This window comes from Mesorhizobium sp. P2_A12 (assembly GCF_056405075.1).
The window spans coordinates 11,717-35,843 of sequence record NZ_JBFUCU010000004.1; the positions used below are offsets into that span (position 1 = coordinate 11,717).

The window sequence follows — 24,127 nt, forward strand, 5'->3', positions numbered from 1 at the left end:
TCGCATATGGAACCCAGCCTAGCTCGCTATATCTGGACGCACACCAAGAAGCAGCAGGTCTGGATATTGATCATCGTCCTGCTTTCGATGATCCCGTATTTCATGTCCTTCGACCTGCCGAAGCTGATCGTCAACGGTCCGATACAAGGTAGCGGCTTCGAGCAACCCGGCGCGACCCGGCCATTCATGAAGCTACACTACAACGTGCCGTTCATTGGAGAGGTCCAGTTCTTTTCCGGCTTTCAGCTCGACCGCAAGGAGACGCTGTTTGCCCTGAGCCTTGTGTTCCTCTTGCTGGTCGTCATCAACGGCCTGTTCAAACTCTACATCAACACCTACAAGGGCCGCCTCGGCGAGCGCATGCTGCGGCGGATCCGCTTCGATCTGGTCGATCGTGTGCTGCGGTTTCCGCCGGTTTACTTCAAGCGGGTGAAATCCGCCGAAGTGGCGACCATGGTGAAGGACGAGGTGGAGCCGCTGGGCGGCTTCATCGGCGATGCCTTCCTGCAGCCGGTACTGCTCGGCGGCCAGGCGCTGACGGCCATGCTCTTCATCATGGTCCAGAACGTCTGGCTCGGAATGATAGCGGTCGTGATCGTGGTGATCCAGATCGTGCTCATCCCGCGAATGCGGCGGCGGCTGATCGTGCTCGGGCGCGAGCGGCAGTTGACGGCGCGCGCGCTTTCGGGCCGGGTTGGCGAAATCGTCGACGGCATCGGCGCGGTTCACGTCCACGATACGTCGAATTACGAGCGCGCCGACATAGCTGCCCGGCTCGGGCTCATCTTCAAGATCCGCTTCGACCTTTACCAGTGGAAATTCATGGTAAAGTTCCTCAACAATTTTCTCGCGCAGCTCACGCCCTTTCTGTTCTACATGATCGGCGGGTATCTGGTCATCCAGGGGCGGCTGGACGTCGGCCAGCTCGTGGCCGTGATCAGCGCCTACAAGGACCTGCCCGGACCGATGAAGGAACTGATCGACTGGGATCAGGCGCGGCAGGACGTCCAGGTCAAATATCAGCAGGTCGTTGAACAGTTCACCGTCGACGGTCTCATCGAGCCAAGAATCGGGGCATTGACGATCGAAGATCCCGGCCCGATGACCAACCCCCTGTCGGCGATCGGTGTGTCCATCGCGGACGATGGCGGTGCCATGCTCCTCGACCGTATCTCCCTGCAGGTCAAGCCGGGAGAGACGGTGGCGCTGGTCAGCACCGCGACAGGTGGCGCGGAGGCGCTTGCAGAAGCTTTCGCGCGGCTGAACTGGCCGGCCAGCGGGAAGGTCGCTTCGGGCGCCGATGACCTGCTTGAACTCCCCGAAGCAGTGACCGGCCGGCGCATGTCCTACGCCTCGTCGGATGTCTTCCTGTTCCAGGCCAGCCTTCGCGACAACCTGCTCTATGGGTTGAAGCATGCGCCGCTGACACCGGTGACTTATGATGGCGCCGCGGCAGACCAGCACCGCTGGAACATGCATGAGGCGCGCCGGTCGGGCAATCCGGATCTTGATATCCAGAGCGACTGGATCAACTATGCTTCCGCCGGCGCTACCGGCCCGCACGACCTCTTTGAAGCCGTGCGCCGGGTGCTCGACGCGGTTGTCCTGTCGCGCGACATCCTGGATCTTGGCTTGCGCTCTTCGGCTAACCTCACGCGTCACACGGAGCTTGCCAGGCGGATCGTCGAACTGCGTGCGGCGCTGCGAACCCGGCTGGAACAGGAAGGGCTGAGCGGCCTGGTGGTTCCTTTCGAACCGGGCGCTTACAACAAGGAAGCAACGATCGGCGAAAACCTGCTATTCGGCGCCGCCGCCGGCCCCAAGCTGGCCGACAGGGCTCTGGCGGCCAATCCCTATTTTGCTTCCGTGTTGAAAGAAGCGGGCCTCGACCGCACGCTCTACGAAATGGGCATGGAGATCGCCGAACAGGCGATCGAGCTGTTTGCCGACCTGCCGCCCGATCACCAGTTCTTCCAGCAGCTCGCCTTCATGAGCGCCGAGGAGATACCCGCCTACGAAACCTTGCTGCAACGGCTCAAGAACCGTCCACACGAGGCGGTTTCCGAGAACGACCGTGCCATGATCGTCACCTTGAGCTTTGCCTATATCGAACCCCGGCACCGCTTCGGCCTGCTGAGCGACGAGCTGATGAGCAAGATCGTCTCTGCACGCAACCGGTTCTATGAAAACCTGCCGCCCGAGCTGCAAGATGCGATCGAACGGTATGATCCCGCCAAATACATTGCCGCGGCCACCGTCATGGACAATGTCCTGTTCGGGCGTGTGGGCAACAGCCATCCCGACGCGCCGGACCGCATACGCTCCATCGTCTATGACATTCTTGACGAACTGGGGCTTTATGCCGAGCTGCTGGATGTCGGCCTCGACTTCAACGTCGGCTCCGGCGGCAGGCGGCTGACCGGTGGACAGCGACAGAAGCTCGATGTTGCCCGGGCCCTGCTCAAGCGTCCCGATTTTCTCATTCTCAACCGGCCGCTGTCGGCGCTGGACCATCGCATGCAGGAGAAGGTGCTTCGAAACGTGCTCGAGGCAGCCAGGTGCGACGGCCATTCGCCGGCAATAGTGTGGGTGGTGACGAATCCGGCAATGGCGGCGATGTTCGATCGCATTGTCGTCTTCGACTCGGGTCAATTGGTGGAAGACGGAACACACGAGACACTTTTGGCAGGCAACGGTATCTTCAAGGAACTGCTGTCATAGAGGTACGGACATTCAGATGGGATCGTTCTGCAGGTGGGAATTTGCCAGGCGACATCGCCCGATCGCACGACATCGGGCGAGCCACCGCGTGGCTCGCCTCGCCATCCCGGAAACAGAATTAATTCCATCAGGGCGTTCGTTGCTCTAGTCTGGCAAACGCGAATTTTGGGAGGTTTGCGACAATGCTGCTCAAGGATGAAGTTGGAATGCTGCAACGCATTCCCTTGTTTTCCGGCATCGAGTCGACAAAACTCAAGCTGCTCGCGTTCACATCCGACCGGGTGAGCTACAGCGCCGGGCAGATCCTTTTCCGTCAGGGCGACGAGGGAGACGCCGCCTATGTCATCCTTTCAGGCAGCGCGGATATTCTGGTCGATTCCGACAGCGGACCGATAAAAATTGCCGAAATGGTGCCAAATTCGATCGTTGGCGAGATCGCCATATTGTGCAACAGCTCCCGCACAGCCACCGTCAGAGCGGCAAGTCCGGTGGAGGCCTTGAGAATCCGCAAGGATCATTTCTTGAGGCTTATGCGGGAGTACCCGGAAATGACCATCGAGATATTACGGGTTCTTGCCGACCGCCTAAGCCATACGACCGCGGATCTGATCGACGCACGAAGCGCCAAATAACAATGACTGCTCGATCCACCGTCGCGACGGCACTGGCCCCTGAGAAGGCCACCCGGACAAAACCTGTCTCGCCTAGCAGCCGTTGTTTGGCTACGATGAGTGACGGTACTGCGAAGGGCTAGCATGGACGACGATGTTTTCCTGGTCAGGTTTTGGGGGGTACGCGGCAGCATTTCGGTATCCGGGCCAGAATTCTCCCGCTATGGCGGCAACACGATCTGCATCGAGATGCGATGCGGCAAGCATACGCTCCTGTTCGACGCGGGCTCTGGCCTGCGGCCTGCCGGTGGGGCGCTTCGGGCGTCGGGCGTGACCGATTTCGACCTGTTCTTCACCCATTGTCATTACGATCACATCATCGGGCTGCCGGTGTTTGCGCCGATCTATGACCGGAGCGTCAAGATTGCGCTCTGGTCCGGGCATCTTGCAGGACGCATGACGACCAGGCAGATGGTCGATGAGTTCATACGGCCGCCGTGGTTTCCGGTGAGACTGGATATCTGCAAGGCAAGCCTCGACTACCACGATTTCGTATCCGGAGACGTGCTTCGGCCGCGCGAAGGGGTGGTGGTCCGAACCGCCAGTCTTGTCCATCCGGGCGGCTGCATAGGCTACCGGGTCGAATGGGGCGGCCGCGTCGTGGCAGTGATCACAGACACCGAGCACGAGCCGGACAAACTCGATCAGGCGGTGCTCGGCCTGATCGCAGATGCCGACCTCGTCGTTTACGATTGTACCTACACCGAGGAGGAAATGGAACGCCGCCGCGGTCATGGGCACTCGACATGGCAACAGGGCGTCAAGCTCTGTGAGGCGGGCGGTGCGCGGGGGCTTGCGCTGTTTCACCACGATCCGACACGCACCGACGAGCAACTGGACGAGATCGAGAAACTGGCCAAAAAAAGGTTTGCCGGCGCTTTTGCCGCGCGCGATGGCCAGACGCTCAAATTCCCGGTCTCATTGAACAAGAAGCGCTGAGCTATTTTCCTCTGCCGGCGCTGCGCCCGATCAGTGTCCTGATGGGAAGCCATGCGCAGGCCTCAGTCCGTGCGGTGAGCGTGAACAGCCGTTCGAGGAAAAGCCAGGCCGACTCATCATGGACGAGATGGTGGGTGAGCAGGCCGACCGGTTCGCCGCCGTCGAATGCATGCTGCAATTGCGCGACGATCGCCTGAACCAACAGGCCATGATCGCGGCAGCCGCGCGTGCCATGCCAATCCATGATGTCGACATTGCTGTTGATGACCGCCAGGGGAGCCGGCTTTGGCGGCCCATAGACCGACAATGCCACAAATCCTATCGATCCAAGGTCGGATACCAGGCCGGTGTCGATCCTGTTCCAGGGTGGCACCAGCATCGGAACGGCACGCGCGCCGTGCAGGCCCGTCAGGTGCGACAGCCCGCGAGCCAGATCATCCAGCACCGCCGCGCGTGGCCGATGCGCGCCGAGCTCCTGCTTTTTCTGGTCCCCGGGCGCATGATTTCGATGCGCCCAGCCATGGATGGCGACCGTGGCGTGCGGCGCCTCGTCGAGCCGGACGACAAGCTTCTCATCCGTCAGGGCCGGAATGACGGCCAGGGTGACCGGAACCGCGAATTCACCTGTGAGGTCGAGCAGCCGATCAAGCTCAGGCGTCGGCTCCACGGCGTCATCGTCGCGCAGCCAGAACTCCGCCTTGCGGCCCGCCCGTTGCCAGCGCGCCAGTTCTGCCACCAAGGGCTGCCAGATCCGATCGGGTGTCATGAAACGGGGATCTTCGAAAGAAGTTCGGCCAGACGCGCGGCTGCAGCACCGAGGGAGCGTTCTTCGAGGATGAAACGTCTGGCTTTTGCGGCCATGATTGTTCTTTCGTCGTTGCGGGCCAGTAGCCTTTCAATGGCGGAAGCGAACGCCGCCACATCGCCCGGCGGGGTGAGAAACCCGGTCTGACCGTCCCGCACGACCTCCGGCACGCCGGCGATGTCCTGAGCCACCACCGGAAGACCGGCGGCCTGTGCTTCAAGATAGGCAACGCCATAGGCCTCGCCGTAGCCCGGCCAGACGTAAATTCCCCCCCTGCAGAGCACATCAGGCACGGCAGCCGGCTCGATTGCGCCAAGCCATTCGATACGGTCGGCGGGCAAGCCGGCGAATTGCGCTTTCACCTCGTCACGGGCAGGCCCATCCCCGACGACCGACATGGTCCAGGGCAGGTGGCCGATCGGGCCGAGCGCTTGCGCCAGCATGCGATAGCTTTCGACCTTGTCGCCCGGGCGCATCATTGCGACGGTAACGAGGCGCGTCGGACAACCGCGTGCCGGCATTTCCCGGAATGCCGATGTGTCGATGAAGGGCGAAAGCATACCGAGAGCGGCGTCGGGAATCGCATCTGCCAGTCCCTGGCGGTCCCTGTGTGTGAAGCAGATGTTCAGCGCTGCCTGTTCGACGGCTCGCGCCACCAAGCCTTGCGTGTCGGCCCACAAACCGGTGTTGCGCCGCCTCGAATAGGAGGCTTCGGCCGTCACATAGGGGACGGCAAAGGCCGACGCCAGTCCGGGCCCGATCAGGTCGGGCGCCTTATAATAGGGATGATAGGAGAACCAGAGATCGGGCTTGCCGTGACGATCCCAAAGCTTGGTCAGCCGCGCGGCTTCCTCTCGGGCTTCGATCTTGAGCGCATCGAAACTTTTCGACTCCGGCTCGCGTAGATACAAGCGCAGTTCGGATGCCAGTTCGACGCTATGCCCGCCATGCTTCAGCGCCTTGACCAGCATCCGTGCCATCTGGCGGTCGCCGGAGGCAACGGGATGATTGGGCGACTTCAGCGGCGCGTAGAAGGCAATTCGCATCGCGCGACCCTATCATCGGAAAGCCTGCGCAAGTCAATTTCGTAGCATGATCGACTTCACCTCTAAACAGTGGAATGTGCTATCTGATGGTCATGGAAACAGCTGCCGCGCCCGACCCGTTTGTCGCTTCCTTGCCGGTATTCGCAAAGTTCGAAAGCGTTGCCGATATCGACAATTATCGGCCTTTGCCGGATGGCTGGGCGCTGGCCACCGCCGACATCGTCGGCTCGACCAAGGCGATCGAGGCTGGGCGCTATAAGACCGTCAATATGGCCGGCGCCAGCGTCATCTCGGCGCTGCTCAATGCGCTGGGCCGGCAGGATTTTCCCTTTGTCTTCGGCGGCGACGGCGCGCTTGTGGCGTTTCCCGGCTCGGCGCTGGAGATCGCCCGTAACGCGCTGGCTTCTGTCCAGAGATGGGTGGCGGACGAACTGGACCTGACCTTGCGTGCGGCAATCGTGCCGATAAAGGATATAAGAGCGCAAGGCCTCGACGTTCGCGTGGCGAGGTTCCAGGCCTCGGAAGCGGCGTTCTATGCGATGTTTGCCGGCGGTGGCGGCAGTTGGGCGGAAGCCGAGATGAAAGCGGGGCGCTACCGCATCGACCCCGCGCCGGCCGGGGCGCGGCCTGATCTGACCGGCCTCTCCTGCCGCTGGAACCCGATCGAGGCCCGGCATGGCGAAATCGTGTCGATCATAGCCATACCTGGGGCATCGAGCGACTTGCGCGGTTTTCAGTTTCTGGCCTCCGACATCATCGCCCTTGCCAGCAGGCAGGAACGCGATGGCCACCCGGTGCCGGTAGACGGGCCGGCCTACAGCATTCTGCCCGCCGGCCTCGATGTCGAGGCGCGGGCCACGGCGCCGCCAGGGCGGCGGTGGCTGATGAAGCTGTGGGTGGTGTTCCTGATGACGCTTACGGCTGTTACCGATAGATTTGGCTGGACGATCGGCCGTTTCGATCCGAAGGTCTACAAACGCGAGGTGGCCAGCAATTCGGATTTCCGGAAATTCGACGACGGCTTGAAGATGACCATCGACGTTGACGCGGATGTCTTGCAACGGATCGAGAGCCGGCTGAAACAGGCGGAAGAGGCGGGCATCTGCAGCTATGGCCTGCACCGCCAGCAGTCGGCCTTGATGACATGCCTCGTCATCTCGCCGCTGCAGCCCGATCATGTTCATTTCATCGATGGTGCCGACGGCGGCTATGCGATGGCTGCCGCACGCCTGAAGGCGAAGGCGCCGGTCCGATGACGGCTTGCGGAAATCGATTTTCGGCAATATGCCTCGGCCATGGTTCTCGGGATCCGATGAGCTTCGCCATGGGCCGCGGGTAGTCTGTCCGAATTGACGGGAAAGCAGATTTTTGGACGCCTCACGATCGACATATGACCGTCTCCTGGACCGGATTTCGACGCGTTCGGCGCAAGTCGGCGTGATCGGATTGGGCTATGTCGGATTGCCTCTGTCGGTTGCGGTCGCACGCGCCGGCTTTCCGGTTTCCGGCTTCGACATCGAAGTCCAGAAGGTCGAGAGCCTGAACAAGGGCCAATCCTACATCGAGGCGGTGACCTCGACAGCCCTTGCCGACCAGGTGGCGAGCGGACGCTTCCGCGCCACTGCGGATTTTGCCGAACTGGCCGTCTGCGATGTCATCATCATCTGCGTTCCGACACCGCTGACCAAACACCGTGAACCGGACCTCTCCTTTGTCAGGAACACGGCAGGCACCATCGCCAAGCATCTGCGTCTCGGTCAGCTGATCGTGCTGGAATCGACCACCTATCCCGGCACCACCGACGACGTGATCAAGCCCATACTGGAAAAAACCGGCTTGCAGTCGACCACAGACTTCTTTCTCGGTTTCTCGCCCGAACGCGAGGATCCCGGCAATCGCAGCTTCGAAGTCGCGACGATCCCCAAGGTCGTGGCAGGCGACGGCATCGAAGCGGCGACGCTCGTGCAGGCTTTCTACCAAAGCGTGGTCAAAACCGTCGTTCCGGTTTCCAGCACGGCGACCGCCGAGGCGGTCAAGCTGACGGAAAACATCTTCCGCTCGGTCAACATAGCCCTCGTCAATGAGTTGAAGGTGGTGCTCGGTGCGATGGGCATCGACATCTGGGAGGTGATCGAGGCGGCAAAGAGCAAGCCCTTCGGCTACATGCCTTTTTATCCTGGCCCCGGACTTGGCGGGCACTGCGTTCCGATCGATCCCTTCTACCTGACGTGGAAGGCGCGCGAATACGAACTGCCGACCCGCTTCATCGAACTGGCGGCGGAGATCAACACGGCCATGCCGCGTCATGTTGTCGATGAACTGGCGAAGGCGCTGGACCGCCGCTGCGGCAAGGCGCTCAGCCGCTCGCGCGTTCTCATCATCGGGCTCGCTTATAAGAAGAATGTGCCCGACATCCGCGAAAGCCCGTCATTGCGGCTCATTGAACTCATCGAGGAATGGGGCGGCAAGGCGGATTTCCACGATCCGCATGTGGCCGAGATTCCCAGCACACGCGAGCATATGGCGATCAAGGGGCGTCGCTCGGTCGAATTGACCGAGGCGGCCTTGAAGGATTTCGATGCTGTGGTCGTTGCAACCGACCACGACGCGATCGACTATCAGGCGATCGCCGATCACGCCCTGCTGATCGTCGACACGCGCAATGTTTTTGGCCGCCTCGGGCTAGCCCGAGAAACGGTGGTGAAGGCCTGACGGCCTCTTGCCGGCGAATTTTTTCGACCGATGTCAGGATCGTGGTTGCACTCCGCCGGCAGCCTCGCCACATGATGGCGCAACAGATAAATGCAGTTACGCCCGCTCCTTGCCTGCAACGACAGTCATTCGGGAAATTCTTCGCCGGCTTTTGCCGCCGAAGCCGGCTTCATTGATTTCGAGGGTCTTATCCTTGGGTCGTTGGCGGACTGTGTTGTGGCGGATCAAAGGAGTGGCCCATCTTGGACGGGTTTGGAGATAGCATGAGCACAGAAATTTCCACCATTCTCGTGGATAAGGTTGCCGATTGGCTGACCCAATCGGCGCTCGAGGGTAACGACCTGGAAACATTGGTAAAAGGCTTTTGTGAACGGCTGGCTGCCGCCGGCCTGCCACTGAAGCGGGTGCATCTGAGCTTTTCCATGCTTCATCCGCTTTATGACGCGCTTGGCTTCACCTGGTTTCGCGGCCAGGGCCTCGAAGTAGAAGGCTTCCGCAACGAGGGTGGGGTGCCGTCCGACAGGTTCGTGACCAGCCCATACTACCATCTGCTCAGCAACAAGCTCGACCATCTGCGGCGCCGGTTCGACCCGTCGGTGCCGTCGGAGTTTCCTGTTTTCGATGAGCTCAGGCTTATGGGCGTCACCGATTACATGGCTTTCGTCCATCCCTTCAGCGGCAACACCACGCAGGGCATGATGGGGTCCTGGTCCACCGACAGCGCTGCGGGCTTCAGCGACAGCATGATTGCGGCACTGCTGCGCATCCAGAACCATCTCGCTATCGCAACCAAGATGGCGGTGCTTACCAAGCTCGCCGACAACATGATGACCACTTATCTCGGCGGCGACGCCGGCAGGCGCGTGCTGGACGGCCAGATCAAGCGCGGCGAGGGCGATACAATCCGGGCCGCACTGGTCATGGCCGATATGCGCGGGTCGTCAAGGCTTGCCGAAACCTCCGGCCGCGAAATCTACATCGATACGCTGAACCAGTTTTTCGACGCCGTTGCCGCACCTTTCAATCGCAAAGGCGGGCAGATCATGAGTTTCATCGGGGATGGCTTCATTGCCGTCTACCCTTGCGAAAGGCACCGCTCGCAGTCCGAGATCGCCTGCCAGGCAGCTCTTGCGGCGGCGCACAAGGCCAGCGCGCGCATGATGGATCTCAATCTGCGCAGGAAGCAGCAGGGGTTGAGCGACATAGGCTTCGGTATCGGCCTGCATGTCGGCAATGTGATGTTCGGTAATGTCGGCCTTACCGACCGGCTGACATTCTCTGTCTTCGGCTCGGCTGTAAACGAGGTCCAGCGCCTCCAGACCCTGACCAAGAAATATCCGCACAGCGTTCTCGCCAGCAAAGACTTCGCCAGCTATTGCGGCACCAACAGCTGGCTGACGCTCGGTAACGAGGAACTGGCGGGCATCAAGAAGCTGACGGTGCTTTCACCCGATCTGTCGGGCGCTCTTGCGCTCGATGAAGACAGTGCGATGGAGCCGGTTCACGACCGGATATCGGACGCCGAGCAGGTCATGCTGCTTCATCGCGATGCCGCCCGGCTGTCGGCAGGCGACCGGCGGAAGCTTCAGTAACCGCCACGATCTGATCCGAACGCTTTTGGTCTGCAATCCGGTCGCCGGTTCCGTCAGGGAACTGGCGACCGTTTAGAATCCAAGTTGCTCTAGGCACGCAATGCGCTAGTCTCGCTTTCTGGGCCCGCCGCCAGGCAGGCCGCCAGATTGGGGCTGGTGTGAGAATGAATTCGGGTATGAATTCGGGTGTTGACCTGCTGCGGATCGAAGATGTTGGCATCTCGTTTGCCATCGTCGGGGGGCCGTTGCATGCTGTCAGGCGTGCAAATCTTCGCGTCCTGCCCGGCAAGGTTACCGCGCTTGTCGGCGAGTCCGGTTCCGGAAAATCGGTTCTCAGCCAGGCCGTGATGGGCATTCTGCCGAAGACTGCCCATGTTCGCGGCCGCATCCTGTTTTCCGATCCTGAAAAGCCCGGCACGACGCAGGATATCCTGCAGATGCCGCGTGACGGACCCGAAATCCGGGCGTTGAGAGGCAGCCGCATCGGCAAGATCTTTCAGGAGCCGATGACATCGCTGTCGCCGCTGCACACGATCGGCAACCAGGTCAGCGAATCCCTGCAGATCCATACGCCTATGCCTCGGGCGGAGCGCAAGGCGCGGACCGAGGAAATGCTCAGCCTTGTCGGTTTTCCCAATCCCAAGCGCGCCTATGATATGTATCCGTTTGAACTTTCGGGAGGATTGCGTCAGCGCGCCATGATCGCCATGGCGCTTATCTGTCGGCCCGCCTTGCTGATCGCCGACGAGCCGACGACGGCGTTGGACGTCACCATCCAGGCGCAAATCCTGCAATTGCTGCGCGGGCTTCAGACCAAGCTGAACATGGCGATGCTGCTGATCACGCACGACCTCGGCGTGGTCGCCAATGTCGCTGACGAGGTGGTGGTCATCTACCATGGAGAGATCATGGAAGCGGGACCTGTCGAGGCGATATTCCGTCGGCCAGGTCACCCTTACCTGAAAGGCCTGATGGCGGCCGTTCCGCATTTCGACCTGAAGCCTGGCGAAAGGCTGAAGGCACTCCGCGAGGTTCCGGTGAATGTCGAGAACCTGCTCGGCAAACAGACGGCGCCGGCATCGAAGGGGCCGGACGACATCCTGCTGTCGGTCAGGGATCTCACGAAGACTTTCACCATCCGCAAGTCCGGATGGTTCGGCGGAGATCACCAACCCTCTGTTCGCGCCGTGGACGGCGTGAGCTTCGATATCAGGCGGGGTGAGTGCCTGGGTCTGGTCGGCGAAAGCGGCTCCGGCAAGACCACCGTCAGCAAAATCCTCATGCGGGCTGTCACCCCTAGCGGCGGCTCTGTGATCTTCAACGGCCGCGAAGGACCGATCGACGTCCTCGAAGCCGAGGGAGACGCCCTGCGCATGCTTCGCGCGAAAATCCAGATGGTCTTCCAGGATCCGGTGTCGTCGCTTTCACCGCGCATGACGGTGGAGAACATCTTGAGCGAGCCCCTGGAAATCCATCGACGTGGCAATGCCGCGTCCCGACTCGCCATGGTCAAGAGCCTGATGCAGGCAATCGGGCTCGATCCGCGCTTCATCCAGCGTTATCCGCACAGTTTCTCCGGCGGGCAGCGTCAACGTATCGGCATCGCGCGGGCGTTGGCGCTAGGGCCTGAACTCCTGATCTGCGACGAACCGGTTTCGGCGCTCGATGTCTCTGTCCAGGCGCAGATCCTGAACCTTCTGAAGGACCTGCAGAAGGAACTGGGCCTGACCTACCTGTTCATATCCCACAATTTGGCAGTGGTGGACTACATGGCAGACCGCATCGCAGTGATGTGCGGCGGGCGTATCGTCGAACTTGCGCCGCGCGAAATTCTGCTTCGGAAACCGGTCCACCCCTACACGCGGTCACTGGTCGCCGCAGTACCTTTCCCCGATCTCGACAGGCCGATGGATTTCAAGACGCTGAAGCTCAGCGGCGCTTCCGACACCAGCGCATGGGGACCGCAATTCCGCGACGAGGGCGAGGAGGATGTGCTGTCGCCGCTCGATCTTGGCGGCGGCCACCTCGTGCTGGCCCGACGTTCGGCCGATGTCAGCGAGCTACGCCATTGATCAGCCGGCGCACTGTCCTTGGCCTCATGGCTTCGGCATTTCTGCCGGGCACGTCGCGCGCCGGCGATCTGGAGCCGGAATTCCTTCAGCCGGAGCTGAAGGCCAGGGCGCTGCCGGCACTCGCCGAACGTCTGCCCAAGAGCCCGCGCGCGATCAATCTCGCTGCGATGGGTCGGCAGCCGGGCCAATATGGCGGCACGCTGCGAACGATCATCGGCAGCCAGAAAGATATCCGGATGATGACTATCTATGGATATGCTCGCCTGGTCGGCTACGACGAAAAGCTCAACATGCAAGCCGACATTCTCGAAAGTTTCGACGTCGCCGATGATCGCGTCTTCACTTTCAAGATACGGGAAGGGCACAAATGGTCTGACGGCAGCCTTTTGACGCCGGAGGATTTTCGCTATTGCTGGGAAGATGTCTGGCTGAACGACGAGCTTTCGCAAGGCGGGCTCGCCCCGGCCCTGATGGCGGACGGCAAGCCGCCACGCTTCGAGATCGTCGATCCGTTGACGGTCCGCTACAGTTGGGAGGCGCCCAATCCCGACTTCCTGCCCAAGCTCGCCGCTGCGGCGCCGCTGTCGCTTGTTCTGCCGGCCGCCTATCTCAAGCAGTTCCACAAGAAGTACCAGGACCCATTCCGGCTCGCTGGCCTCATGAAGGAGAACCGGGCCCGGAAATGGACGCTCCTGCATATCCGCATGTCGCGGCAGTATCGCCCCGAGAACCCGGAACTGCCGACCCTCGATCCCTGGCAGAACCGGACCAAGCCGCCGGCCGAGCAGTTCGTCTTCGAGCGCAATCCGTTCTTTCATCGAATAGACGAGAATGGCCGGCAACTGCCCTATGTCGACCGGATTGTCATGAACGTCAGCTCGTCGACGATCATTTCCGCCAAGACCGGTGCGGGCGAGAGCGACCTGCAGAGCCTGGGAATTGACTTCACCGATTACTCCTTCCTGAAGGATGCGGAGAAGCGCTACCCGGTGAAGATGCATCTGTGGAAACGCACACAGGGTTCGCGGCTGGCGCTGCTGCCCAATCTGAATTGTGCTGACCTGGTGTGGCGTGGCCTTTTCCGTGATGTGCGCGTGCGCCGCGCACTTTCGCTGGCTGTGGACAGGCGCGAGATCAATTTGGCTGTGTTCTACGGGTTGGCTCAGGAAAGTGCCGATACGGTGCTGCCGGAGAGCCCGCTCTTCCGGCCGGAATTCGCGAAGGCCTGGGTCGCCCATGATCCCGACCAGGCCAATGCCCTGCTCGACGAGGCCGGGCTTCAGAAGCGTGGCGATGACGGGCTGCGCATACTTCCCGACGGACGCCCGGCGCAAATCATCGTGGAAACGGCCGGCGAAAGCACGCTGGAAACCGACGCGCTCGAACTCATCACCGATCACTGGCGCAAGATCGGCATCGCCCTGTTCATCCGGACTTCGCAGCGCGACATCTTCCGTAGCCGCGCGGTTGGCGGCCAGATCATGATGTCGATGTGGTCGGGCATCGACAATGGCGTGCCGACCCCCGATATGAACCCGTACCAGCTGGCCCCCACCATCGACGACCAGCTGCAATGGCCGCTCTGGGGTGCTCACTATTTGTCTCATGGCAAGATGGGTGAGGCGCCCGATCTTCCCCCTGTAGTCGAGTTGATGGCTTTACTCGCGCGCTGGAACGCATCGACCGAAAGCACGGAGCGCACCGAAATCTGGACGTCAATGCTGTCGATCTACACAGATCAGGTGTTTTCGATCGGCACGGTGAACGGAACGCATCAGCCGGTTCTGGCGTCCTCGCGGCTGCGCAATCTGCCTGACAAGGCGCTCTACGGCTACGACCCGACTTCCTATTTCGGTGTCTATATGCCGGATACATTCTGGCTTGGAGAGTCCTGAGCGTGCTTCGATATCTTGTCTGGCGTATCGCTGTGATGGTTCCAACGCTGCTGATCATATCGGCGCTGGTGTTCACGATCATCGAACTTCCCCCAGGCGACTATTTCGACAGCTATGTTGCCGAGCTTCGGGCTCAGGGCGAAGCAGTGGATTCCGACCGCATAGAGATGATGCGCAAGGAATATGGTTTCGACAAGCCGATGGTTGTTCGCTACTTCTACTGGGTCGGCGGGATGCTGCAGGGCGATTTCGGCTATTCCTTCGAATATGAGCTGCCGGTTCGCGACGTCGTCGGGGACCGAATGTGGCTGACCGTGCTGGTTTCCTTCGTCACGATCATCTTCACCTGGCTCATCGCCTTTCCGATCGGCATGTACTCAGCCACGCATCAATACAGCTGGGGCGATTACGGCCTGACTTTCTTCGGTCTTCTCGGCCTTGCCATTCCGAACTTCATGCTGGCGCTGATCCTGATGTATTTCGCCAACATCTGGTTCGGCACATCCATCGGCCATCTCATGGACCAGCAATATCTCGGTGAGCCGATGAGTTGGGACAAGGCGAAGTCGATCCTCGCCCATCTCTGGATCCCGGTCTTGATCATCGGCACCGGGGGCACGGCAAGCATGATCCGGCGGCTGCGCGCCAATCTGCTCGATGAGCTACACAAGCAGTATGTGGTGACCGCGCGCGCCAAAGGCCTTCATCCCTTCAAGGCGCTGGTCAAATATCCGCTGCGCATGGCGCTCAATTTCTTCATTTCCGACATCGGCTCTATCCTGCCGGCCATCATCTCCGGCGCCGAAATCACGGCGATCGTCCTGTCCTTGGAAACGACCGGGCCGATGCTGATCAAGGCGCTGCAAAGCCAGGACATGTATCTGGCAGGGTCGTTCCTGATGTTCCTCGCCTTCCTGACGGTCATCGGAGTGCTGATCTCCGACCTGGCGCTGGCGCTGCTTGATCCACGAATTCGTTTGCAGGGCGGTAGCACCAAATGAACACGCATTCGCCGCTGCCCGCTCCGGGTGCTCCACTGCAACACTACGTTTCCACCGCGCCCCTCGACCTGCAGTCGGTCGAGGCGATGACGCCGGAGCAGTCGAAGGTCTTCCAGGCGTCGCAGTTGCGGTTGATGTGGTGGAAATTCCGAAACCACCGGCTTGCCCTTGTATCCGGCATATTCCTGGCAGTGCTTTATTCCGGGATACTGATCTGCGAGTTCCTGGCGCCCTACAATCTGCACACGCGCAACATGGACTACATCTATGCGCCGCCGCAGCGGGTGCGCCTGTTCCACAACGGCGAGTTCGTCGGGCCGTTTGTCTATGGCCGCCAGATGACGCTGGATATGGACACGCTCAAGCGGAACTATATCGAGAACACGGGTGATGTTCAGCGGCTGCGTTTCTTCTGCAGGGGCGACACTTACCGGTTCTGGGGCCTGATCGAAGGTGACAGGCATTTGGTCTGCCCTGCCGAAAACGGGCAACTCTTCCTGGCCGGCACCGACAGGCTGGGGCGCGATGTGCTCTCGCGCATCATCTATGGCGCACGCATTTCGCTGACGATCGGCCTCGTCGGCATCAGTTTCAGCTTCCTGCTCGGCATCGTCATCGGCGGACTGGCCGGCTATCACGGCGGTATCTTCGACCTGATCGTTCAACGCATCATCGAAGTTCTGCAATCGATCCCCAGCATTCCGCTATGGCTGGCTCTGGCGGCGATTATGCCGATAACCTGGAGTCCGGCGGTGATCTATTTCGGCATCACCGTCATCCTAGGGCTGCTCGACTGGACCGGACTGGCGCGGGCAGTGCGTTCAAAACTTCTGGCCTTGCGCGAGGAGGATTACGTTCTGGCCGCGCAATTGATGGGCGCCAACAGCAGCCGCATCATCGGGCGGCACCTCATTCCCGGCTTCATGTCGCATCTGATCGCGACGGCGACGCTCTCCATACCCAGCATGATCCTGGGCGAGACGGCACTGAGCTTCCTTGGGCTTGGCTTGAGGGCGCCGATAACCAGTTGGGGCATCCTGCTCACCGAGGCGCGCAGCGTCAACGTGATCGCGTTCTATCCATGGCTGCTTTTGCCGATGCTCCCCGTCGTTCTCGTCATCATGGCGTTCAACTTCCTCGGCGATGGCTTGCGGGACGCCGCGGACCCCTACAAGTGAGATCGCTGTTCCGCCGCGCGCCGTGCCGCCTGTTCCACCCGATATGGTCCTTGCCGGCGGCCTGTTCGATTGTTGCAATGTTCAGGGTTCGCCTCTATATGCGGCGAAATTCGATCGGGGTTCCACACGTCGCCCTCGGGTTTCAGCCGCGAACCGCCCACGTCGCGGGCTCGCCGATTTCTTGGGCTGGTTCAGGACATACAATCGCATATGAGTCGCCTCGAGAGTTTCATCCGCAGGATGACCGCACAGCGCGACATTCTCGATCAAGTCTGCGTCGAGGTGGCGAAGATCGAGGGCCCCGTGCTCGAACTCGGCCTCGGCAATGGCCGGACGTTCCACCACCTGCGCGAGCGCCTGCCCGGACGCCGGATCGTGGCGTTCGACCGCGCACTTGCCGCACACGACAGCTCAATTCCCGACGCTGAAAACCTCGTGCTCGGCGAGATAAGCGAGACGGCGCCCAGGTTCATCGGCATCGACGCCGCTCTTGTCAATGCCGACCTCGGCACCGGCCACGAAGATCGCGATGTGGTGACCCTTAGCTGGCTTCCCGATCTGATCGCGCGCCTGCTTCGCGTCGGCGGCTTCGCGGTCAGCGGCATACCGCTCCATCACCCGCAGTTGCAACGCCTTCCGCCGCCGCCTTCGGTGCCTACCGATCGTCTATTTGTCTATAGGCGTGTGTGAGGGGCCGAGACGACCCAAAGCGCGTCGCGTTGAACGGATTCAGGCGACGCGCTTTAAGTCTTTGTTTGGATGCATGTCGTTGCCCCAAAACCGGGGCCACTTTTGGGCGACATGCAGTGCAGCGGTTCACCGTTTCACGGAAACGCCGAACCCGCTCTATCTCTTTGTTTTAACGCAATTCCCCAGCGAAAGCGCCACGCGCCTCTCCCGGGAAAACCGTTTCACACTTTTCCTGGAATTGCTCCAAGTATTCAGGGGATCGTATAGACTGCTATTTCGCGCTCAATGCCGCGCAGCGAGACCTCGTGGGGCACGGGCGTCAGCGCTTTCCTGTGCAACAGATCGGCGGTGAGATTGTCATCGACCACCGCACGAGTGGCGAAGATCGCCTGTGCGGTGGCAAGGTTCTGGACCCGCGAAGCAATGTTGACCGTCTGGCCGAAATAGTCCTGGCGCTCGTTCATGGACACGGCGATGCAGGGGCCGGCATGGACCCCGATCTTGAGCAGAAGATCCTCGCGCCCGCTCTTGTCGTTGAGTGCACGCATCGCATCGCGCATCCTGAGGGCCGCGGCAACCGCACGATCAGGCGTCGCGAAGGTCGCCATCACCGCATCACCGATCGTCTTCACCACCGCACCTGCCTCCGCCGCGACGATCTCGTGCAGAACCTGGAAATGCTCGCGCACGAGATCGAAGGCTGAGAGGTCGCCCACCCGCTCGTAAAGCGCGGTCGATCCGCGCAAGTCGGTGAACAGGAAGGTCAGGCTGGTGATCTTCAGGCGCTGGTCGATGTCGAGCGTGTCCGCGCGATAGAGATTGCGGAACGTCTGGTTGGTGAGCAGGCGCTTGGCCGTCAGGAAGGGCCGGCGTTTGCCCAGCAAATCATGCAATGCCGGTCCGGCGATGAAGACCGTTGGCAGCACGCGGGTGTCAGTCCTGTTTTCCAGCGAAATGCGCATCGGGCCCGGTTGCATCTCCAGCGTCTGGCTTTGGACATGGTCGCGGTCGAAGACCAAGGACAGGCTTCGGCGTTCCTTTGTTGGTTCGCCCTTCACGTCGATGAACTGCGCTGAATGGGTGACCGGCTCGAAGACGATGATGAATTCGGACGGAAGCTGTGTGAGCAGAAACGCCTTTTCACCGGGCGCAAGCTCGATATCCTCCAGCGAGAACGCCTCTATCTTTTTGGCGAAATCCTCTTCCGGCAGATCGACGCCGGACCCCCAGTAGATCTGGCGGAAATATTCCACCAACGGCAGTTCGTGTGGATTGTGGGCGGCAATCCTGCGCACGCGGGGACTGACGGTGAATGTCACCTCAACCATCTCGTCAAGGGTCGGCGAATAGCCCTCGGCGCACAGCGCGCAGGTGTATTCGTCCTTCTGCAGGGTTTTCAGCGTGGCGTTGGTGTCGAGCACGCCGCCACAGCCGGGGCACAGAACATTCCAGGAAATGTCGAAGATACCCACCCGCGCCGCGTGGAGAAAGGCGCCTATGGTGCGTTCCTCGTCGAGGCCATGCTTGCTGGCGAAGGCTGGCGCATTGATGCGGCAAAGCTCGCGGTCCTCGCCCTCCGCGATGGTTCGCTTGATCGCGTCGATTGCCTGCGGATCGACATCGGTCGATTGCCGCAGAAGCGAGAACAGGTCCTGAGCTTCGTTCATCGTGCAGGCTCCGGAATATGCGCCCCCGAGGCGTGTTGACCGGACCGGTCTTTGGTCCGAGTCGCTATTTTACTGCGAAACGGACCGCACGGCCATTCGAATAGACAAGCCTGGTGACAGTCCAATTTCCATTCGCGGTAACCGACGCTATGATGGTCCATGGGGAATTCATCCTTGGGGCTCTCTCCCATGCCGACATCCGACAACCCGCCATTTCCGGCGGCCCTGCGCCTTTTCTCCGCAGGGGTTATCATCGTCCTGATCGTGGGCGCCGGCCTGTTTTTCGCGCCGGCACTGGTCAAGCCGCGCTGGCCCTGGCCCGTCACGCCATTCAGTGCCCGCTTCCTCGGCGGCTTCTACACCGCCGAAATGGCGGTGATGGGGGCGCTCTTGTTCTGGAATCGCTGGTCGCCCGGCAGGCTGGTGCTCGTCATGGCCTTCATCTTCACCATCATCGTGTCGGCGGTTTCGTTGATCAATCTCGGCTATTTCAATTTCGAGCGCAAAGCGGCCTGGCTCTGGTTCCTGGTCTATCTTGCCTCGGCCGCGGTATCCGGGCTGTTCCTGTGGCAGGCCAGGGCCCGTCCTTCAGCAAGAGGCGTGACCCTAAACCCCGCATGGCGCGGCTACATGTTGGCGGAAACGGCGATCCTTGGGCTCTATGGCGTCGGCATGTTGCTGTTTCCCCTGATGGTCAGCAGCACCTGGCCATGGCCGGTCGATCCCTTCCACGCCCAGGTCTACAGCGCCATCTTCCTCGCCGGCGCTGGCGGCGTATATCTGGTCTGGAAAAGCGCGCCGCGCGAGGAACTGCTGGTGCTTGGCCTGGCGCAGTTTCTGGTTGGCCTGCTTGCCATCCTTGGCCTCGTCATCACCGACGCTGCGGTGCATCGGATCGACTGGACGGCGCCCAAGACATTGTGCTGGCTTGCCCTTTTCGGCTGGATCGGCATCAGCGGCGTCTTCAAACTCTCTGCCGCCTCCCGCTATTTCAGCGCGCAATCGGCAGCATAGCTTGCAGAGATAGCTGGATTTTCAGGGGACGTCCGGTGCATCGTGCCGGGCCGATTGCCTTCGCCGGGAACGCCATGACCAGCACGACCTCGCCATCCTCCGAGAAAATCCAGCCGCAGCTCCGCGCCATCCGGCCAAGCGACGCGGAGGCGCTTTGCGCTATCTTCAACATGCCGGGCTTTCGCTGGGGCACGCTCAGGATGCCCTTCGAGATGGTGGAGCAGGTCGAGCGGCGCATCGCCAAGGCCGGCCAGGAAACCACCTGGATCGTCGCGGAGCTGGACGGCAAGGTCGTCGGCCATGGCAGCCTGGTCGTGCAGGGGTCGCCGCGCCGGTCGCATATCGGCGAGATCAATATCGGCCTTGACGATGGCTTTGTCGGCAAGGGCATCGGCTCTGCCATACTTGGCGCCCTGCTTGACGTGGCCGACAACTGGCGCGCCCTGAAGCGGGTCGAGTTGACCGTCTATGCCGACAACGAACCGGCCGTCCGTCTGTACACAAGCCATGGCTTCGAGGTCGAAGGTCGGCATGTGAAGGCGGGTTTTACCGACGGGCAGTACCACGACCTGCTGAGCATGGCCCGACTGCGGTTTTGAGATCCGCTGTTTGGAGACTTACCTGTTTTGATCGAGTTGACGATCTAGGTGTGGGCCGGCCGGGTCCAGCAAGTCTGGTCTCCCTTGGCGTTTGCACCGCGAGCGGCTAGACGGGACCAATGACCGCCATTTCTGACCCAACCGCTGCGCCTCCGGCGGAAATTCTAGCTGTGCTGTCGCTGCTCTGCCCGGAAGTCGTGCGTGATATCGAGCAGAGCTGGAATGCCCCGGTTTCCGATTACGCCCGCCATCTGTGGCGGCCGGTGGCGACGCCTGCATCGGCCCCGGCGGTCGCTGCCCGGTCGATCCTGCGCGACGTCCTGCATCAGCGCCTTGGTGCGATCATGCAGCCTGAAGAGATCGGCAAGGCCCTCGAAGAGTTCGAGCGCAGACCGGTGATCCAGTCCGGCCTGCACTGCCTGCTGCTGATGGACCGGATCACCTTCGATGCCCTCCTGCTTGCCTGGCTCGGCGCGGTCGAAAACGGGCTGTCGGCCTTCGTCGGCTTCATGGGAACGACGATGACCATGGAGACGAACGGCCGGGAGGGGCCGGGATGGCTCGATGTCGGCGACGACAAGGTCAATTTGTTTGGCATGGGGCGCCACAAACTGTGCCGCAAGAGCGCCTGCGTGGCCGGTCCCGTCTCCCTCAACAAGCGGGCACTCGAAGCGGTGGGCGATGAAACGGATGCCAGCCGCTGGCTGGGCACGCTGCTTGCCGGCCACGACAAGGTGTTTGGGACCGCCGCCGATGCGCTGACGGCTCTCAACGAGGATCTGGTCGCCGATTGGGATCGTTCCGGCATGGCCCGGCCGGTCTTCATCGATGATCGGCTCGCCGCGGCCGCCATGGCGCGGCATCTGGAACACGACGGCAGCCTTCTTTCCAGGCTGCTCATCGAGCCGGCAAGGCGCCAGCGTCTCGAACGTGCCTTGCAAGAGGCGGCATCGGGCCCATTTGGCAGATTCCTGCCCAATAGCACGGCCTATTTCTGGGGCATCCGCGAGGAACGCGTGCGCAAGCTCGTGCTCGAGAACGGGCAGTTGATCGAGCCTGACAGGCCGCATGGTCTCTCCATCCCGTTCGAGCGGCCGCATCTCAGGCAGGCGCTGCTGGACGGCGTGCTGCTGCCGAACCTGTTCCTGATGTTCCTCGTCCTTGCCATCTTGCCGCGCGTGCGGGTGGTGGGCGGCCTGAGGCAGATCGGCTATGTAGCGCTTTTCCACTCGATCCTGCTGGCAGCGCTAGACGAAAACGCGCCGGAGGAGCGCGATCTGGCCGTAGAGCTGCAGGTTCGGGAAAATGCCTGGGGCATGCGGGTCATCGATGAAAAGATCTCAGTCCGCGAGCAGCTTGCCGGCCTGCCGGAAGGGGCGCTTTTCCCGGACCTCCTCCGGCAATACCGATTGCGGACCTTTGCCGAGACGACCGACGACCTGAAACTGGTTCGCGAAAACGCCCGATGGCGCAAGATCGGCCAGGCAGGGATCAAGGCGACCTGACATCGCCTCACCTGTCACTGCACAACACCGGCCTTGCGGAGCCCATCCACCACGAGTTCGAAATCGGCAGGATTCTTGTAGGGCAAGACCTTGCGACGGTATTCCAGCGAATAATCGGGATTGAGGCGAAGCACCTCCTGCCATGCCGCGCGGGCCTCGGCGAAACGGCCGAGATGGCCGTAGCAGGCGGCCAAAAGAGCGCGCGAGACATCGGTGACGGCGTTGCGAGCCAGCCGTTGCAGCAAGAGGTCGACGGCCTCTTCGTACCTTCCCAGTTGAAACGCGGCCAAAGCCTGGAAGTGCAGAAGCACATCGGGAAAGTACGGATTCAAGGTCTTCCCCCGGGCGAAACTCTCGAGGGCCTCCTCGGGTCTGCCCGAAAAGTACAGCGCCTCGCCGAGGATGACGTGCCCCTCGGCGAAGTTCGGATTGAGGGCGATCGCGTGCTCGGCCTCGTCGATGGCTCCATCGTGCCGTCGTGTGTACAGCTTGGCTATGGCCAGCGCCCAGTGCGCCCAGGGATCACTGTCATCCAGCGTTACCGCTTGCGTTGCGATCTCTTCCGCTTGCGCCATCGATTCCGGCGGCGAGGCACTCCACCTGTTCAGGTAATCGAGTCCGTGCGTGAGGGCGAGGAAAGCGTGGGCAGAGGCAAACTTCGGGTCCAGGTCGATGGCACGTTGCAAGACATCGCGGGCTGCGACGTTGGTCTCCTTCGTCAGCCGGTGCCACAGCTCCCGGCCCCGCAGGAAACAATCATACGCCTCCGCGTTGCGCGGGTGCTCGGGCGCCAGCCGCTGACGGTCACCCTCAGTCAGATTGAGCGCCAGCGCACCGACGATCTGCTGGGTTACGTCGTCCTGCACGGCGAATATGTCGGTCAGCTCGCGATCGAACCGCTCCGCCCAAAGATGGCCGCCCGAGGTTGCATCGATGAGCTGCGCGGTGATGCGCACCCTGTTCCCCGACTTGCGTACGCTGCCTTCAAGCACATGCCGCACGCCGAGCTTCGTGCCCACCTCCTGCACCTGGACGTTCTGGCCCTTGAAGGTGAACGACGAATTGCGCGCGATGACGAAGAGCTGCGACAGTTTGGACAGCGCCGTGATGATGTCCTCGGAGATGCCGTCGGCGAAGTAGTCCTGTTCGGCGTCACCGCTCATATTGGCGAATGGCAGGACGGCAATCGACAGCTTCGGCGGCGCTGCCGTCGCCGGTCGGTTCTCGGTTTCCGAGGTAGCGGCCGCCCTGGTCCCGGCGCTGCCGACTTGCAGCGAATAGACCCGGATCGGCTCGGCGATGTTCTTGAGCTGCGTGCTGCCCAGATCGCTGACCGAGAGATCGAGCCTCGCCTTGACCTGGCGATAGGCATCCTCGGACAGGCAGATGGCGCCGGGCGCCGCGACGCCCTCCAAACGCGAAGCGATGTTGACGCCGTCGCCCATCAGGTCGCCGTCGCTTTCCTCGACCACATCCCCTAGGTGGATGCCGATCCTGAACTCGATGCGGCGGTCCTGCGGCACGCCGGCATTGCGCTCGACCATGCCATTCTGAACCTCAACGGCGCAGCGCACGGCATCCACCACGCTGCGGAACTCGACCAGCGCCCCATCCCCGGTGCGCTTGATCACCCGCCCGTTATGCACGGCAATGATCGGATCGATCAGGTCGCTGCGCAGGGCCCGCAACCTCGCCAAGGTACGATCTTCGTCCGCGCTCGCGAGCCGGCTGTATCCGACGACATCTGCAGCCAGGATTGCGGCCAGCTTGCGATTCTCGCTCATCGGTCCGTCTCCTCGTCCCCACAATAGCAGGAAGACGGAGGGTAAGAGGGAACTTTCGCAAACGACGGCTATGCAGCCGCCCGAATCGGCAGCGCTCCGCCCGGGATCCACACGGATCGCCCGATGCCGATTTGCGCTGCCGCTTGCTGGTCGACGCCTAACGGTTCATCCTTGTGAGTACCCTGGCCGTGACGTGCGTGGGGAATCACGCCGCCGCGGCCGCTTTAGGTCTTTGT

General features: G+C 61.5%; 18 protein-coding genes. 14 read left to right on the forward strand and 4 right to left on the reverse strand.

Annotated features, from left to right (window positions below; genetic code table 11):
• Positions 1-6: 6 nt before the first annotated feature.
• The 3 genes from AC1DZU_RS10300 (at position 7) to AC1DZU_RS10310 (ending at position 4,331) form a co-directional block, all read left to right on the forward strand.
• A complete protein-coding gene (locus AC1DZU_RS10300) occupies positions 7-2,721 on the forward strand; it encodes an ABC transporter transmembrane domain-containing protein (RefSeq protein WP_477284259.1) in 2,715 nt (904 codons plus the stop codon).
• Between the two features lie 182 nt (positions 2,722-2,903).
• Positions 2,904-3,353 (forward strand): cyclic nucleotide-binding domain-containing protein, encoded by a 450-nt coding sequence (locus tag AC1DZU_RS10305; RefSeq protein ID WP_095083929.1) that lies wholly within the window; start codon positions 2,904-2,906, stop codon positions 3,351-3,353.
• Between the two features lie 123 nt (positions 3,354-3,476).
• Positions 3,477-4,331 carry an MBL fold metallo-hydrolase gene (locus AC1DZU_RS10310; protein ID WP_477284261.1) on the forward strand — a complete coding sequence of 285 codons (855 nt, stop codon included), beginning with the start codon at positions 3,477-3,479 and terminating at the stop codon, positions 4,329-4,331.
• 1 nt (position 4,332) lies between these two features.
• Here the strand turns inward: AC1DZU_RS10310 and AC1DZU_RS10315 are convergent, their stop codons facing one another.
• Both AC1DZU_RS10315 and AC1DZU_RS10320 read right to left on the reverse strand, forming a co-directional pair.
• Positions 4,333-5,097, reverse strand: a complete 765-nt coding sequence (locus AC1DZU_RS10315) for a polysaccharide deacetylase family protein (RefSeq protein WP_477284263.1) — start codon at positions 5,095-5,097, stop codon at positions 4,333-4,335.
• Positions 5,094-6,182, reverse strand: a complete 1,089-nt coding sequence (locus tag AC1DZU_RS10320) for a glycosyltransferase family 4 protein (RefSeq protein WP_477284265.1) — start codon at positions 6,180-6,182, stop codon at positions 5,094-5,096. The genes AC1DZU_RS10315 and AC1DZU_RS10320 overlap by 4 nt, the downstream gene beginning before the upstream one ends.
• A gap of 74 nt (positions 6,183-6,256) precedes the next feature.
• Between AC1DZU_RS10320 and AC1DZU_RS10325 the strand changes: the two genes are divergently transcribed.
• From AC1DZU_RS10325 to AC1DZU_RS10360, 8 genes are all read left to right on the forward strand, one after another.
• On the forward strand, positions 6,257-7,438 hold the full coding sequence (locus tag AC1DZU_RS10325; RefSeq protein ID WP_477284267.1) for a DUF3095 domain-containing protein: 1,182 nt from the start codon (positions 6,257-6,259) through the stop codon (positions 7,436-7,438).
• Positions 7,439-7,550: 112 nt separating this feature from the next.
• Positions 7,551-8,894: a nucleotide sugar dehydrogenase gene (locus tag AC1DZU_RS10330; protein ID WP_477284269.1), complete on the forward strand. Its 1,344-nt coding sequence runs from the start codon at positions 7,551-7,553 to the stop codon at positions 8,892-8,894.
• 263 nt (positions 8,895-9,157) lie between these two features.
• Complete coding sequence (locus tag AC1DZU_RS10335; RefSeq protein ID WP_477284271.1) at positions 9,158-10,486, forward strand: adenylate/guanylate cyclase domain-containing protein; 1,329 nt, start codon at positions 9,158-9,160, stop codon at positions 10,484-10,486.
• A 176-nt stretch (positions 10,487-10,662) separates the two neighbouring features.
• Positions 10,663-12,558 (forward strand): ABC transporter ATP-binding protein, encoded by a 1,896-nt coding sequence (locus AC1DZU_RS10340; protein ID WP_477284273.1) that lies wholly within the window; start codon positions 10,663-10,665, stop codon positions 12,556-12,558.
• The gene (locus tag AC1DZU_RS10345) at positions 12,555-14,453 is read left to right on the forward strand and encodes an ABC transporter substrate-binding protein (RefSeq protein ID WP_477284275.1); all 1,899 of its coding nucleotides are present in this window, start codon (positions 12,555-12,557) and stop codon (positions 14,451-14,453) included. The genes AC1DZU_RS10340 and AC1DZU_RS10345 overlap by 4 nt, the downstream gene beginning before the upstream one ends.
• A gap of 2 nt (positions 14,454-14,455) precedes the next feature.
• Complete coding sequence (locus AC1DZU_RS10350; protein ID WP_477284277.1) at positions 14,456-15,454, forward strand: ABC transporter permease; 999 nt, start codon at positions 14,456-14,458, stop codon at positions 15,452-15,454.
• Positions 15,451-16,632 (forward strand): ABC transporter permease, encoded by a 1,182-nt coding sequence (locus tag AC1DZU_RS10355; RefSeq protein WP_477284279.1) that lies wholly within the window; start codon positions 15,451-15,453, stop codon positions 16,630-16,632. The genes AC1DZU_RS10350 and AC1DZU_RS10355 overlap by 4 nt, the downstream gene beginning before the upstream one ends.
• Before the next feature lie 210 nt (positions 16,633-16,842).
• On the forward strand, positions 16,843-17,322 hold the full coding sequence (locus AC1DZU_RS10360; protein ID WP_184872685.1) for a class I SAM-dependent methyltransferase: 480 nt from the start codon (positions 16,843-16,845) through the stop codon (positions 17,320-17,322).
• Positions 17,323-17,573: 251 nt separating this feature from the next.
• Here AC1DZU_RS10360 and AC1DZU_RS10365 read toward each other — a convergent pair whose 3' ends face one another.
• Positions 17,574-18,989 carry a DUF5939 domain-containing protein gene (locus AC1DZU_RS10365; RefSeq protein ID WP_477284282.1) on the reverse strand — a complete coding sequence of 472 codons (1,416 nt, stop codon included), beginning with the start codon at positions 18,987-18,989 and terminating at the stop codon, positions 17,574-17,576.
• Between the two features lie 189 nt (positions 18,990-19,178).
• Here AC1DZU_RS10365 and AC1DZU_RS10370 point away from each other — a divergent pair, with 189 nt between their 5' ends.
• From AC1DZU_RS10370 to AC1DZU_RS10380, 3 genes are all read left to right on the forward strand, one after another.
• Positions 19,179-20,003, forward strand: a complete 825-nt coding sequence (locus tag AC1DZU_RS10370) for a hypothetical protein (RefSeq protein ID WP_477284284.1) — start codon at positions 19,179-19,181, stop codon at positions 20,001-20,003.
• 74 nt (positions 20,004-20,077) lie between these two features.
• Positions 20,078-20,602 (forward strand): GNAT family N-acetyltransferase, encoded by a 525-nt coding sequence (locus AC1DZU_RS10375; RefSeq protein ID WP_477284286.1) that lies wholly within the window; start codon positions 20,078-20,080, stop codon positions 20,600-20,602.
• 119 nt (positions 20,603-20,721) lie between these two features.
• Positions 20,722-22,107 (forward strand): hypothetical protein, encoded by a 1,386-nt coding sequence (locus AC1DZU_RS10380; protein ID WP_477284288.1) that lies wholly within the window; start codon positions 20,722-20,724, stop codon positions 22,105-22,107.
• A 14-nt stretch (positions 22,108-22,121) separates the two neighbouring features.
• On the opposite strand, the gene AC1DZU_RS10385 is transcribed toward AC1DZU_RS10380, so the two are convergent.
• Complete coding sequence (locus AC1DZU_RS10385; RefSeq protein ID WP_477284290.1) at positions 22,122-23,891, reverse strand: adenylate/guanylate cyclase domain-containing protein; 1,770 nt, start codon at positions 23,889-23,891, stop codon at positions 22,122-22,124.
• Between the last annotated feature and the right edge of the window lie 236 nt (positions 23,892-24,127).